Raw genomic sequence first — 13667 nt, 5'->3', positions numbered from 1 at the left:
GTTTACCGCAGTGCCAGAGATCGCTTCTGAGAAAGGCGGCAAAAATTCAAAGAATTTAATACACACCCTAATAGTGGCAATATTTTGCGATAAAGCTTGATGGGGCAAGGTTTTGGGAGCCTCTCAAAGACCTTTTTAGGGGTTAATATCTCCTCTTTTTGTAAAACGCTCGTTACAAAACGTAGGAAATTAGCTAGAAATTATTGCTCTAGAAACCGAGCTTTTCCAAAACTGAGCGAGTGGAAACAATGTGATGGTTTAAGCCCAACTTTTCTGGGGCCACTCCTAAAGCCAAGGCAACCAGTTGAGGAAGGTGTAAAACAGGCAAGCCCAATTTCTGCCCAATTACTTGTTCGACCTCTGGTTGGCGAGAGTCGAGGTTGAGGTGGCACAGAGGGCAGGGCGTGACCAAACAATCGGCTCCAGAGGCGATCGCGTCCTGAATATGGTTGCCTGCCATCTGAAACGCCTGATCGGTGGCGTAACTAGAGAGCGGCCAACCGCAGCATTGAGTGCGGCCTCGGTAATAAATCGGTGTCGCGCCGATTGCCCGGAACACGTTTTCCATTGACTCCGGCTGGAAGGGGTCATCGAAGGGAATCGAAGTTTGGGCACGCAGGAGGTAGCAGCCATAGAAGGCGGCGCACTTCAGACCTGCTAGCTTACGAGTCACTTTGGCTTGCAGTGCTTCTAGGCCGTAGTCTCCTACCAAAGCCCACAATAAATGCTTCACCTCAGTGCTGCCTTTGTAAGGTGAGCAGCCTTCTTGCTTCAGTAAACCGTTGATTTGGTCGATGTAGTCAGGATTGTTTTGTTGGGATTTTTTTAACCGTTCATCTACATGACCGATTACGCCTTGGCAAGTGCTGCAATGAGTGAGTAACGGTAGACTTAATTCTTCCGCTAGAGCAATATTGCGAGCATTAACACTGTCTTCTAAGAGAGCAGATTCTTCCTTAAACGTACCGGAACCACAGCAGGAAGCTTTTTTTAATTCGACTAACTCAATTCCTAAGGCTGTGGTTAGGGCTGCGGTCGAGAGATAAAGTTCTCGGCAGGCTCCTTGAGCCACACAGCCAGGGAAATAAGCGTATTTCAAAGATGGAGATGGCATAGCTAAGCGTGACTGAGTGGGTGTTCAGCTCCAGAAAACTTCAACCTAGGACTAACTAAACTGCCTAGATCTGCCTAGGATTGAGGAGCTAACTCGCGACTGACCCTTCTATCATCGCTTTTTCGGCTGAGGGCTGTGGGGACAGAGGTTAACTTTTCGTTGAGTTTTGGCTCGGAATGTGTCAGTTCGGGAAAGCGCCCATCTAACGCGATCGCCGTCACGCTTTCAGATAAGATAGGAAATGCTCAGAGCTGATGTCTGCCTGGGATCAAATTCCAGCAAATTCATCGGTAAGATGTTTTGACAGCCTTTCTAGAGTAAGTTTTTCTAGAGCGCACTGACAAAAGCTGAAACCACTGAGTAAGTCCTAAAATAAGAAGCTAGGGGTTGTCATGAATCAAGAAGAAATCTTTGCTAAAGTTCAAAAAATCGTTTCCGAGCAGCTAGGTGTTGAAGCTAGTGAAGTTAAGCCAGCTGCTAGCTTTGCCAACGACCTCGGTGCTGACTCTCTCGACACGGTAGAGTTAGTCATGGCTTTAGAAGAAGAATTTGATATTGAGATTCCCGACGAAGCAGCCGAAGAAATCGCTACTGTGCAAAACGCAGTCGATTACATCAGCAACAAAGCAGCAGCTTAGACTCTAAATCATTGGCAGCTCGGCACCGTACCAAGCTTGGGGGTGGGGAGATGCCAACTCAGAAACCTGTATTCTGCGTTCCGGGCTAGAAAGCCCTTGAATTTTACATCATGACAAATTCTGACCGTAAGCGCGTTGTTGTAACGGGTCTCGGCGCGGTTACACCCATTGGCAACACCTTGTCAGAGTATTGGGAAGGGTTGGTGAGTGGACGCAATGGCATTGGCCCAATCACTCTGTTTGATGCATCTCGGCACGACTGCCGAATTGCGGGAGAAGTTAAAGCATTTGATCCCTTCCAGTACTTAGAGCGTAAGGATGCGAAGCGGATGGATCGGTTTGCTCAGTTTGCCGTGGCAGCGAGTAAACAAGCGATCGCCGATGCTCAATTTGTCATCAACGACCTGAACGCAGAACAGGTGGGTGTGATCATCGGTTCCGGGGTCGGTGGCATCAAGGTTCTGGAAGACCAGCAGGAAGTTTACCTGACCAAAGGCCCAGACCGTTGTAGCCCCTTCATGGTGCCGATGATGATCGCCAATATGGCGGCGGGCTTAACCGCGATTCACATTGGTGCCAAAGGCCCTAACTCTTGCCCGGTGACTGCTTGTGCTTCTGGTTCTAATGGGATCGGGGATGCTTTCCGGTTGATTCAAGGTGGCTATGCCCAAGCGATGATCTGCGGTGGTGCGGAGGCAGCAATCACTCCCCTGTCAGTTGCTGGTTTTGCTTCTGCTCGGACGCTGTCTACTCGCAATGACGACCCTGCTCATGCCAGTCGTCCGTTTGATCGCGATCGCAACGGCTTTGTCATGGGTGAAGGGGCAGGAGTTCTGTTGCTCGAAGAACTAGAGCATGCCCTCAGCCGTGGCGCTCGTATCTACGCCGAAATGATTGGTTATGGCATGACCTGCGATGCCTACCACATGACTTCTCCGGTTCCAGGTGGCGAAGGGGCAGCTAGAGCGATTCAACTGGCGATGAAGGATGCTGGGATTACGCCGGATCAAGTGAGCTATATCAATGCTCATGGCACTAGCACTCCCATGAACGACCCCAATGAAACGGCAGCGATTAAGACTGCTTTGGGCGAACATGCCTACAAAGTGGCGGTCAGCTCCACTAAGTCGATGACGGGACACTTACTGGGTGGCTCGGGCGGCATTGAAGGCGTGGCAACCGCTCTGGCTGTGGCTCACGACCAACTGCCGCCAACCATTAATTTGGAAAATCCTGACCCTGCATGTGACCTGGACTATGTACCAAATCACAGCCGATCCCATAAAGTTGATGTAGCTTTATCCAACTCATTTGGGTTTGGTGGTCACAACGTTACGGTAGCATTTAGAAAGTACGTTGGCTGAGCTTGTAAAATTTAACCCAGTCTTTGGGATCGCGGGGTAACTCAGGTCTATAAACACCTGGGTTTCTGCGTTAGTAGTTATTACCTATCCAATGCCATTATCAGCTACCATAATTGGTGATTCAGTAGGTATATAAGCTTAGGGTGACCCGGAGCAACGTCACGATCGCTCACCCAGTCCAGTGCTAACTCGTAGTTCAACTAGATAGAGATTATGGCTGTCGCAACCCAACAATCACTCGACGAGCTTTGTATTAATTCCATCCGCTTTCTGGCGATTGACGCTGTAGAAAAGGCAAAATCTGGTCACCCAGGGTTGCCGATGGGCGCTGCTCCGATGGCATACGTGCTCTGGGATCGCTTTATGCGGTTCAATCCCAAAAATCCTTACTGGTTCAACCGCGATCGCTTCGTATTGTCGGCAGGTCACGGTTCCATGCTGCAATACGCCCTACTCCATTTGGCTGGGTACGACAGCGTGACGCTGGATGACATTAAGCAATTCCGTCAGTTGGACTCCAAGACTCCAGGTCACCCCGAAAACTTCATGACTCCTGGTGTCGAAGTGACCACGGGTCCTTTGGGTCAGGGGATTTGTAATGGTGTGGGCTTGGCGATGGCCGAAGCTCATCTAGCAGGTAAGTTCAACAAGCCTGATGCCACCCTGGTTGACCACTACACCTATGTCATCTTGGGTGATGGTTGCAACATGGAAGGGATTTCCGGCGAAGCTTGCTCCTTGGCAGGACACCTCGGCCTCGGTAAGTTGATTGCCCTCTACGACGACAACCATATCTCGATCGACGGTTCTACGGACGTTTCCTTTACTGAAGATGTCTCGAAGCGCTTTGAGGCTTACGGTTGGCATGTGCTGCATGTAGCTGATGGCAACACCGACCTTGATGGCATCGCCAAGGCGATTGAAGAAGCGAAGAAAGTAACCGATAAGCCTTCCTTCATCAAAGTCACCACCACCATTGGCTACGGCTCCCCCAACAAAGCTAACACCGCTGGCGTTCACGGTGCGGCACTAGGTGGCGATGAAATCAAGTTGACCCGCGAGAACTTGGGTTGGAACTACGAACCCTTTGAAGTACCTCAAGATGCCCTGAACCACTGGCGTAAAGCTGTAGAGCGGGGTGCTCAACTCGAAGACGAGTGGAATCAAGTTCTGGCGCAATACAGAAGCAAGTACGCTAGCGAAGCTGCAGAATTTGAGCGCTTTATTAGCAACAAGTTGCCCGAAGGTTGGGAGAAGTCTCTACCTGTTTACACTCCCGAAGACAAAGCGATCGCGACTCGCCAAACTTCTGAGAAAACTCTGAATGCGATCGCTCCTGCTCTGCCTGAGTTGATCGGCGGTTCCGCTGACCTGACCCACTCCAACCTCACCTACATCAAAGTGTCGGGTGACTTCCAGAAAGGCGCTTACGAAAATCGCAACCTGCGCTTTGGCGTGCGTGAGCATGGTATGGGCGCAATCTGTAATGGGATTGCCCTGCACAACTCTGGCTTGATTCCTTACTGCGCCACTTTCTTGGTCTTCGCAGACTACATGCGGGCAGCGATTCGTCTCTCCGCACTGTCTCAAGCGGGCGTAATTTACGTTATGACTCACGACTCGATCGCCTTGGGTGAAGACGGTCCTACTCACCAGCCGATTGAAACGATCGCATCTCTACGGGCGATTCCTAACCTGTTGGTTATGCGTCCCGCAGATGGTAACGAAACCTCTGGGGCTTACAAGGTGGCGGTAGAAGAGCGTAAGCGTCCTACCCTGATGGCTCTGTCGCGCCAAGCCCTGCCTCAGTTAGATGGCTCCTCCATTGAAGGTGTGGCGAAGGGTGCATACATCCTGTCTGGCGGCGAAGGTACCCCTGACCTGATCTTGCTGGCTACGGGTAGTGAAGTGCAACTTTGTGTCAAGGCCGCCGAGCAACTCCGGGCAGAAGGCAAGAACGTCCGCGTCGTTTCTATGCCTTGCTGGGAATTGTTTGATGAGCAAGATGCAGCATATCGCGAGTCAGTGCTACCCAAGGCAGTCACCAAGCGTCTAGCTGTAGAAGCAGCCTCCAGCTTTGGCTGGTGCCGCTACATCGGCAGCGAAGGCGACATGATCAGCGTTGAGCGCTTTGGTGTGTCGGCTCCTGGTAACGTAGCGCTAGAGAAGTTTGGCTACACTGTGGACAACGTAGTAACTAGAGCAAAAGCACTGTTGGGTTAAGTTGGCATCCCTTTGGCTAACTTAAATTGAACTTACTGACTCCCTAGAAATAGGGGGTCATTTTTATGTCTTTGTTGATGGTTTTTTCAAACTAGTTCCACAAATTTTACAGAACTGGGCATCAGGGTCGTGCAAAGCTAAACCACAACCAGAGCATTGCGTTTCTACTTGTGTGGAAGTTTTGACCAATCGTCGGATTAAGTCCCCAATTTGCCAGGGAATTAGAGCAATGCCTGTCAAAATCATCAGTACTGTAAGCAATCGACCTGTTTCTGAGACAGGGGTAACATCGCCAAACCCAACAGTGGTCATGGTGACAACAGAGAAGTAAAAAGCATCTAGAAATGTTTTAAATCCCGCTGCATTAATTGGGTGCTCAACTTGATAAATCAAGCCTGAATAGATAAAGATAATGGCAAATAAAGTGAATAGAATGCGGGTGAAAATAGCTCCATCTTCACTACTTACCCGACCAAACAAAGCGGTGCCTTCCACAAAACGAATCAACCGTAAAATTCGGAACCAGCGCAGTAATCGAATAAAGCTAATATCAGTAACGCCGAGAAAAAATGGCAGAATAGCGACTAAATCTATGGCTGAGTAGAGGCTGAAAAAGTATTTAACTTTTTGCTCAGAGCACCAAAACCTAAGAACATACTCGACCGCAAAAACAACTAAAATAACCGAGTCAATTGTATTTAGCTTTGTCCGAACCAGATCGGAAATTGGATAGGTTTCTGCAACAAAGATACCTGAAGACAATAAAACTAAGCTGGCGATCGCTAAATTAATTGCGATACCAACGGGGGTTTCAATATCTTCTAAGTAGAAAGAAACTTTCTGTCGCAGTAGCATCAAGAATGAAAATCAGTAGATGGTTTAGGGCTGTAAAAATTGTGTAGGTAGCAGAACTGTAAATGTGGTAATCCCGGAGTCGCTAGTAACTTGAATCACTCCTCCTAAATGCTCTACCAGCTTCTTAACCAGAGCTAGGCCTAAACCAGTGCCACCTTGTTTCCAGCGATCGTTACGAGGAATTCGATAGAACTTTTCAAAAATTCTAGTTAGCTCAACTTCCGGAATTTCAGCTCCAGAATTACTCACACTTAATTCTATACAAGGAGAGTTAAAACCAGCGATCGCCTTAATTTCACCACCGGGTGGGGTGTATTTGCAAGCATTGTTGAGGAGTTCTGCTAAAACTCGTTCCAAACTGGGTTGGTCTGAAACTAACAAAGGTAATTCCGAAAGAATTTGAACTTGAACACTTTGCTGGCGATTGCTAGCTCGCTCTTTAAAGGGCTCAACAAGTCGGGGTAGCCAATCGTTCAAATCAATCGTCTCTGGATTAAAAGGTTTGGCGGCGGCTTCTAATCGTTGCAGGTCTAACAAATCATTAATTAAGTTGATTTCGCGATCGCACTCGGCTTGCAGAATTCTGAAGTAATGATCTTCTTGTTCTTGAGTTTTAGCAATCTTGAGCATATAAATAGCCATTTTCATATTAGCCATTGGGCTACGCAGTTCATGAGAAACGGTACTTAAGAAATCATCCTTAAGTAAATTCATGCGCTGTAGCTCTTGCATTTGATGGCTCAAATTTTCTTCGATTTGCTTCCTGGCAGTAATGTCTTCCAAGACCAGCAATAATCCATCCAGGTGGGGAGATTGTTTCGCAATTTCTGGCTCAACACTCCCATAAAGCAAAGGTTCTAGCTTTAGTTCAAACCAGGTGCCATCTTGATGCAATTCATGGGGAGTGACTGGCTGCTGTTGCCTTAACATCTGTAAATCTGACTGCCATTGTCCTTGGCTCAACCAGCGAGGAATCAGTTGGGCATGGAGGCGATCGCCCACCTTAATCTCCAACCATTTAGCAGCCATCGGATTGCAAAACCACACCAAGCCATCTAAGTCAGCAGCTAACAAGCCAATGGAAAGACTCCGGGCGATCGCAGCTTGCGCCGATTGAGAGCGACCGAATTGCTCAGCTAGTAAAGCTAACTGAGCTACGGGCTGCATTGAGGCGGGCTGTTGGCCTGTTTGCCAGTGGGTTTGCTCAGAGCGCAGGATGCTGTGGCTACGAGCAACGAGGTCTTGGTGGTGCGCTTGCCAAAGCTGCTTCACTTCATGCTGAAGCAGGGCATTTTCGCGCAATCGTTCCTCAAGCAAGACGGTGCCAGTCGTGGCGCTAAATAGAATAATGGGCAGAACCACAGGCATTAAGTAGCCAGCGTGCAGCAACAGTAGGCTGGCAATGCCCCAAATGCCGCATAAACCTAGTCCTAGGGTGATTTGGCGTTCAGTAGACCATCGACCTAGCACATAGCTTAAGCCTGGTCCACCCAACAGAAACAGCCCCAATAACCAGGGCTGAGGGGGTCGCCGCAGAGAGTTGTGCTGGAGCAGAGTACTGATCACCGCCGCATGGAGATGCGTGCCACTGGCAGGAGGATTGCGATCGAAGGGAGTAGGCAGCGAGTCGAGCCCAGCCGCAGTTACTCCAACGACTACAATTTTGTCCTTGAACGCTTGAGGGGAAACTTGTTGGTGGATTACATCTACAAACGAATAGTGCTGGAGCTGACGCACAGGCCCTGGCCAGTTGACCCAAAAAGGGGTTTGTAGGTTGGGCAGCTCTACGGGAGCTTGCACTAAGCTATACCCCTGAACGGCGGCTAAGCCTAAAGCAGGCACCCCCTGCAACTGCAAATCAATTTTTCGGGTGAGACCGTCAGAATCTTGTTTCTTATAAACCTGACCAACGGCGAAAGCAACTTTGCCGAGGGGAGGACTGGGGAGTAGAGGCCCCCCGATGCCGTCCCAAGCTTGGGCCAGAACTACGCGCCCTTGTTGCTGCACCGCTGCCGCAAGTCGGGTATCTTGGGGGCCTTGATCCGTCAAGACTACATTTAAGGCAATCACACTTGGCTCAGCTTTGGTGAGAACACTGAGCAGTTGAATATATTGCTGGCGAGACCAGGGAAAGGGTCCTAGTTCTCGCAAACTTCGGTCATCAATCCCGACAATCACCACGCTTCGGTCCCAAGCGATCGCGCCCCGCAGTTGAAACAGCGTGTTGTAAGCAATTTGCTCTAAGGGCTGCCAAACTTCTAAAGCAGTCAAACTGGCAACCACTAATGCCGTGATTCCCCCTGGAAGCAGTCGCCATCCTAACTCCCGGAACTGCCGCTTCATACTTTTGCTGTGTGCTTTCCTCCAGGGATATGATGAATAATGGCCGAGCTTGAGGTGAAGGCCACAATGAGTGTTTCTATTGTCGGTTATAAGTCAAAAAGGGAACAGGGACTACCTCCCCTTGAGCCGTACCCACTTGAACCTGTAAACCCGCGCCTCCCGCTTTAGTTCTAATGTAGCCAAGCCCAAATACTTCCTGAGCAATGGTCGTAGAACTGGTGAGAACACCGACTTTGTCGTCTCCCAAAGTAATGGTGCTTCCCGCCGCGACAGGTTCACTGAGACGAATACCCCAAAGTTGTTGTTTGACTCCTTTGTAGGTATCCAGACGCGCGATTGTTTCTTGGCCGATGTAACAACCTTTATTGAAGGAGATGGTTTGCCACAAACCTGCTTCTAATGGGTTGTAGTCTTCTGTGAGCTCGTGTTCTGGCGCTGGACGGCCTTGCTGAATTCGCAGTTGTTCCCAGACGCGATCGCCCAAAGGCACCGCCCCGCCTTCCACCAACTGCTGCCACAAGCTCGCAGCCGCCTCAGCCGCTACAAACAAGGTATAACCAGGGATTGCTAAGCCACTCCCAACTGCAACTCGAACTTCACTGTCTCCTATAGGAAACAAAGCATGATTGCCATCAGGTTGGCCGATCAGAGAGCTTGCTCCCAGTTTATCGAGTAAGGCATCGCTCTGAGGGCCAAGCAGACTAAAGGTTGCAGTGGTGTTTGTCAGATTGGTGAGCTTGACGCGATCGGCAAAAAAGATGTAGCGATCGCAAAATTCCATCAAAGTTTGGCAGCGGTTAGGAGAAACCAGTAAAAGAATCGTGTCTTCGGTGACGTAAACACTGGCCAGATCGAGGGTGCGAGCTGTTGAGGTGACAAACACAGTGTCGCAGCCCTGCCCTGGTTGCAAGCGCTTGATGTCGTTGGTGCTCTGGTTGTGCAGGAAGTTTTGTCGATCGGCATCTGAGATTTGCATGCGGCCCCAATGGGAGCGATCGCACAGCACCACTCCTGTCCGAGCAGCCTCAAGAGCGGCACTATCATTGCCAAAACTCACGGGGATAGTGGCTGAACCAATCTCTTCAAACGTAGCGCCAGCAGACGCTTGAAGTTGATGCAGGTCTTGAGTCATGGAATTTCAACGGTGCCTCTAGAAATTAGCGTGAAGGAAGGTTTGAAAAAACTTGCTCGATCAGCTGTCGAGCTTTGTCGTCCAAGCGGTTCCAATCGACCTCTCCCATCTCATCATCAATCAAGCTGGTATCAATCTCAACCGCTTGCGGGTCAGAGATAGCTTGCAATACTTGATAGTTACGAAAACAAACTTGGTAGCACAGTTCCCAGAGATCAATTTGGACTTGCTGACCTTGTTTTTCTAAGCACAAAAGGTACCCAGGAAAAGGCGTGGGTAGATGCGCCAAGGCTTGTTCAATTTCAGCCGCTTGTTCTGGTGAAGCAGTAGCTAGCTCTGCTTGCAGTTGCTTGACTTGAGCTTGAATTGCCTCTGGTGTACCTTCTGGCCAAGTTTGTACATCTTGATAAGTCCCTTTCCAGTCCGATTGATCCAACTGCTTGCGGATATTGTCTAGTAAACGAATAAAAGCAGGTTGCATCAGCAACTCAGCTTGGGTCCAAGCAACTTGATCTTGAAATTGCGGCTTCATAAATAAAGTGAAATCTTAAACCTTAGGGCTGTTAAAGCAGTGAGCACTAAACCTTTGAGGGCTTTTAGAGCGATCGCTTCCGTGCTCCTTATCACCACAGTAATCCAAACTATCCGCTGATTGCTTGATTGCGATAGGGGGAGACAACTCGGTTGAGCGATCGCTTCCGGTGCTACTGTCTCCATATCGGCTAATTTTGATCTAAAGTTTGATGGGGTCGGGAGCGAATTTAATTCAGGAATCTATAGGATAGACGTTACTGAGGAGTCTTACTAACGTCGCTATCCTCTGCCGCTGGCTGGCTCTTAGGCCAGCAGGGGCAATCAACCAGAAGTTTCTAGAGCTGCTTGTTGTCCTCAGAAATGAACAGGGGTGCCTGCCATAAAGCCTCAGAATATCGTCCTCAAGTGCAGTAGCGTACAGCGCCTGAAAATAACGTTTTAGTATATTTGATTGCCAACTCTGTCTGTAGCAAGCAGAGAGTTCAATGATTTAGCTGCACCGAAACAGTCATTGAGTTAAACCCGTTAAGTTGTTTTACCTTCCCCGTCTCAGCTAACCTGAGGGCTGATTTTTGGATTTAGCATCTATCTTTCGGTAGAAGCCAGCGGCCAGCCTTTGCACCGGATAATTGATCACAACTATCTCTGTTGGTCGTTGCACTCGTTAACTCTGCTCTCTCGTTCTTGACTGCTACTACAGGAGGTCTGGTTCGGCACAGATCTTGGCTGGTGGCGGCAACTCCCTAATTATTCGTATCCTCATTGCTCTAAAAGGATCAGGCTATGCCCGCTGAACAAGTGACCAAAGATACCGAGAACTTGGACCTCAGACAGTTACTAAAGATACTCAGTACCGTTAAGAAAGGTAACTTTTCAGTTCGCATGGCTGATGAGTACACCGGGATGGCAGGCAAGGTTGCTGATGCGATTAACGATGTCATCGAGCTGAATGAGCGGATGACCAAGGAGCTAGAACGAATTGGCAAAGTTGTCGGCAAAGAAGGCAAAATTACTCAGCGAGCGTCGCTTGGCAGTGCAGGTGGTTCCTGGGGCTCTTGCTTAGAGTCGATCAACAGCTTAATCAGTGACTTGGTGCAACCTACTGTAGAAACGTCGCGGGTCATCCGAGCCGTAGCGCATGGTGACTTGTCGCAAACCATCCCGACCGAAATTGAAGGTCGCCAGCTCAAAGGTGAGTTTTTACAAACGGCTCAAGTCGTCAACACGATGGTGGAGCAGCTCAGCTCCTTTGCCTCTGAGGTCACCCGTGTAGCTCGTGAGGTGGGCACCGAGGGCAAGTTGGGTGTGCAAGCCGAAGTCAAAGGCGTGGCGGGTACCTGGAAGGACTTGACCGACAACGTCAACTTGATGGCAGGCAACCTCACCGGACAAGTGAGAAACATTGCCGAAGTTGCCACGGCGATCGCGAACGGCGACCTCTCCAAGAAAATTACTGTAGACGTGAAAGGCGAAATTCTAGAGCTGAAAAACACCGTCAACACGATGGTGGACCAGCTGAACTCCTTCGCTTCTGAGGTAACTAGAGTCGCCCGTGAGGTGGGAACTGAAGGGAAACTGGGTGTACAAGCCGAAGTGAAAGGCGTGGCGGGTACCTGGAAAGACCTCACCGACTCCGTGAACTTGATGGCAGGCAACCTGACCGCCCAAGTGCGGAACATTGCCGAAGTGACGACCGCAGTAGCGAATGGTGACCTTTCCAAGAAAATCACGGTAGACGTTAAAGGCGAGATTCTAGAGCTGAAGAACACCGTTAACATCATGGTAGACCAGCTCAACTCCTTTGCCTCTGAGGTGACGCGGGTGGCGCGTGAGGTAGGTGCGGAAGGAAAACTAGGTGGTCAAGCCGAGGTGCGAGGGGTAGCGGGCACCTGGAAAGACCTGACCGACTCGGTAAACTTCATGGCAGGCTCTCTAACAGCCCAAGTGCGGAACATCGCGGAAGTGACGACCGCAGTAGCGAATGGCGACTTGTCCAAGAAGATTACGGTAGATGTTAAAGGCGAGATTTTAGAGCTGAAGAACACGATCAACACGATGGTGGACCAGCTCAACTCCTTCGCCTCTGAGGTAACCAGAGTTGCGCGTGAGGTAGGTACCGAAGGGAAACTCGGTGTGCAAGCGGAAGTGCGCGGGGTGGCGGGCACCTGGAAAGACCTCACCGACTCCGTGAACTCAATGGCAGGCAACCTGACAGCCCAGGTGCGGAACATTGCGGAAGTGACGACAGCGGTGGCGAATGGCGACTTGTCCAAGAAGATTACCGTGGATGTGAAGGGCGAGATTCTGGACCTGAAGAACACGATCAACACGATGGTGGACCAGCTCAACTCCTTCGCCTCTGAGGTAACGCGGGTGGCGCGGGAAGTAGGCTCGGAAGGAAAGCTCGGTGGACAAGCCGACGTCCGAGGGGTGGCAGGCACCTGGAAAGACCTCACCGACTCCGTAAACTTCATGGCGGGTTCGTTGACCGCGCAGGTAAGGAACATTGCCGAAGTGACGACAGCGGTGGCCAACGGCGACCTCTCCAAGAAGATTACGGTGGATGTGAAAGGCGAGATTCTGGAGCTGAAAAACACCATCAACATCATGGTGGATCAGCTCAACTCCTTCGCCTCTGAAGTAACCAGAGTTGCCCGTGAGGTGGGTACCGAGGGTAAGCTCGGCGTGCAAGCCGAAGTTCGAGGCGTAGCAGGTACCTGGAAAGACCTCACCGACTCGGTGAACTCGATGGCAGGTAACCTGACCGCCCAAGTGCGGAACATTGCGGAAGTGACGACGGCGGTAGCGAACGGCGACTTGTCCAAGAAAATTACCGTAGATGTCAAAGGCGAGATTCTGGAGCTGAAGAACACGATCAATACGATGGTGGACCAGCTCAGCTCCTTTGCTTCTGAGGTAACTCGCGTGGCTCGCGAAGTAGGTACCGAAGGAAAACTGGGTGTGCAAGCAGAAGTCCGAGGTGTGGCGGGAGTTTGGAAAGACCTGACCGACAACGTGAACTCGATGGCAGGTAACCTGACAGCACAGGTACGGAACATTGCGGAGGTGGCAACGGCGATCGCGAATGGCGACCTCTCCAAGAAAATCACGGTGCAGGTGAAGGGTGAAATCTTAGAGCTAAAAAATACCATCAACATCATGGTGGACCAGCTCAGCTCCTTTGCCTCTGAGGTAACTAGAGTCGCGCGGGAAGTAGGCTCGGAAGGGAAACTCGGTGTGCAAGCCGATGTCCGGGGTGTAGCAGGCACCTGGAAAGACCTTACCGACTCGGTAAACTTCATGGCGGGTTCGTTGACAGCCCAGGTGCGGAACATTGCGGCTGTGACGACGGCGGTAGCAAACGGCGACCTCTCGAAGAAGATTACGGTAGACGTTAAAGGCGAAATTCTGGAGCTGAAGAACACCGTCAACACGATGGTGGACCAGCTCAACTCCTTCGCCTC

The 13667-nt window shown here is 50.4% G+C and carries 10 protein-coding genes; 4 read left to right on the top strand and 6 right to left on the bottom strand.

The window, feature by feature from the left end; genetic code table 11:
• Nucleotides 1–208 precede the first annotated feature (208 nt).
• The gene (locus H6F90_RS12800; RefSeq protein ID WP_190552855.1) at nucleotides 209–1114 is read right to left on the bottom strand and encodes a CoB--CoM heterodisulfide reductase iron-sulfur subunit B family protein; all 906 of its coding nucleotides are present in this window, start codon (nucleotides 1112–1114) and stop codon (nucleotides 209–211) included.
• 392 nt (nucleotides 1115–1506) lie between these two features.
• On the opposite strand from H6F90_RS12800, the gene acpP reads away from it, so the two are divergent.
• The 3 genes from acpP (at nucleotide 1507) to tkt (ending at nucleotide 5339) form a co-directional block, all read left to right on the top strand.
• Complete coding sequence (gene acpP / locus H6F90_RS12795) at nucleotides 1507–1752, top strand: acyl carrier protein (protein WP_190432479.1); 246 nt, start codon at nucleotides 1507–1509, stop codon at nucleotides 1750–1752.
• 110 nt (nucleotides 1753–1862) lie between these two features.
• Nucleotides 1863–3116: a beta-ketoacyl-ACP synthase II gene (fabF, locus tag H6F90_RS12790; RefSeq protein WP_190552854.1), complete on the top strand. Its 1254-nt coding sequence runs from the start codon at nucleotides 1863–1865 to the stop codon at nucleotides 3114–3116.
• A 213-nt stretch (nucleotides 3117–3329) separates the two neighbouring features.
• Nucleotides 3330–5339, top strand: a complete 2010-nt coding sequence (gene tkt, locus H6F90_RS12785) for a transketolase (protein WP_190552853.1) — start codon at nucleotides 3330–3332, stop codon at nucleotides 5337–5339.
• A gap of 63 nt (nucleotides 5340–5402) precedes the next feature.
• Here tkt and H6F90_RS12780 read toward each other — a convergent pair whose 3' ends face one another.
• From H6F90_RS12780 to H6F90_RS12760, 5 genes are all read right to left on the bottom strand, one after another.
• Nucleotides 5403–6194 (bottom strand): ion transporter, encoded by a 792-nt coding sequence (locus tag H6F90_RS12780; protein WP_199295891.1) that lies wholly within the window; start codon nucleotides 6192–6194, stop codon nucleotides 5403–5405.
• Nucleotides 6195–6218: 24 nt separating this feature from the next.
• Nucleotides 6219–8537, bottom strand: a complete 2319-nt coding sequence (locus H6F90_RS12775) for a CHASE2 domain-containing protein (protein WP_190552851.1) — start codon at nucleotides 8535–8537, stop codon at nucleotides 6219–6221.
• A gap of 76 nt (nucleotides 8538–8613) precedes the next feature.
• Nucleotides 8614–9669, bottom strand: a complete 1056-nt coding sequence (locus H6F90_RS12770; RefSeq protein ID WP_190552850.1) for a folate-binding protein YgfZ — start codon at nucleotides 9667–9669, stop codon at nucleotides 8614–8616.
• A gap of 25 nt (nucleotides 9670–9694) precedes the next feature.
• Complete coding sequence (locus tag H6F90_RS12765) at nucleotides 9695–10201, bottom strand: hypothetical protein (RefSeq protein WP_190552849.1); 507 nt, start codon at nucleotides 10199–10201, stop codon at nucleotides 9695–9697.
• The gene (locus H6F90_RS12760; protein ID WP_190552848.1) at nucleotides 10198–10386 is read right to left on the bottom strand and encodes a hypothetical protein; all 189 of its coding nucleotides are present in this window, start codon (nucleotides 10384–10386) and stop codon (nucleotides 10198–10200) included. Before H6F90_RS12760 ends, H6F90_RS12765 begins: the two co-directional genes overlap by 4 nt.
• A gap of 600 nt (nucleotides 10387–10986) precedes the next feature.
• On the opposite strand from H6F90_RS12760, the gene H6F90_RS12755 reads away from it, so the two are divergent.
• Nucleotides 10987–13667 (top strand): HAMP domain-containing protein (locus H6F90_RS12755; RefSeq protein WP_190552847.1); only part of this gene is annotated, 2681 nt, incomplete at its 3' end.

The organism is Trichocoleus sp. FACHB-591 (assembly GCF_014695845.1).
Taxonomy (GTDB): domain Bacteria; phylum Cyanobacteriota; class Cyanobacteriia; order FACHB-46; family FACHB-46; genus Trichocoleus.
Note: the sequence above shows the minus strand (reverse complement) of the source record. Positions and strands in the feature narration are given on the sequence as shown.

Bases quoted from the DNA above. Each gene is read 5' to 3' on its own strand.
- fabF (WP_190552854.1), top strand. From the start codon at position 1,863: ATGACAAATTCTGACCGTAAGCGCGTTGTTGTAACGGGTCTCGGCGCG.
- H6F90_RS12760 (WP_190552848.1), bottom strand. From the start codon at position 10,386: ATGGAGACAGTAGCACCGGAAGCGATCGCTCAACCGAGTTGTCTCCCC.
- H6F90_RS12765 (WP_190552849.1), bottom strand. From the start codon at position 10,201: ATGAAGCCGCAATTTCAAGATCAAGTTGCTTGGACCCAAGCTGAGTTG.
- H6F90_RS12800 (WP_190552855.1), bottom strand. From the start codon at position 1,114: ATGCCATCTCCATCTTTGAAATACGCTTATTTCCCTGGCTGTGTGGCT.
- H6F90_RS12770 (WP_190552850.1), bottom strand. From the start codon at position 9,669: ATGACTCAAGACCTGCATCAACTTCAAGCGTCTGCTGGCGCTACGTTT.
- H6F90_RS12775 (WP_190552851.1), bottom strand. From the start codon at position 8,537: ATGAAGCGGCAGTTCCGGGAGTTAGGATGGCGACTGCTTCCAGGGGGA.
- H6F90_RS12780 (WP_199295891.1), bottom strand. From the start codon at position 6,194: ATGCTACTGCGACAGAAAGTTTCTTTCTACTTAGAAGATATTGAAACC.
- tkt (WP_190552853.1), top strand. From the start codon at position 3,330: ATGGCTGTCGCAACCCAACAATCACTCGACGAGCTTTGTATTAATTCC.
- acpP (WP_190432479.1), top strand. From the start codon at position 1,507: ATGAATCAAGAAGAAATCTTTGCTAAAGTTCAAAAAATCGTTTCCGAG.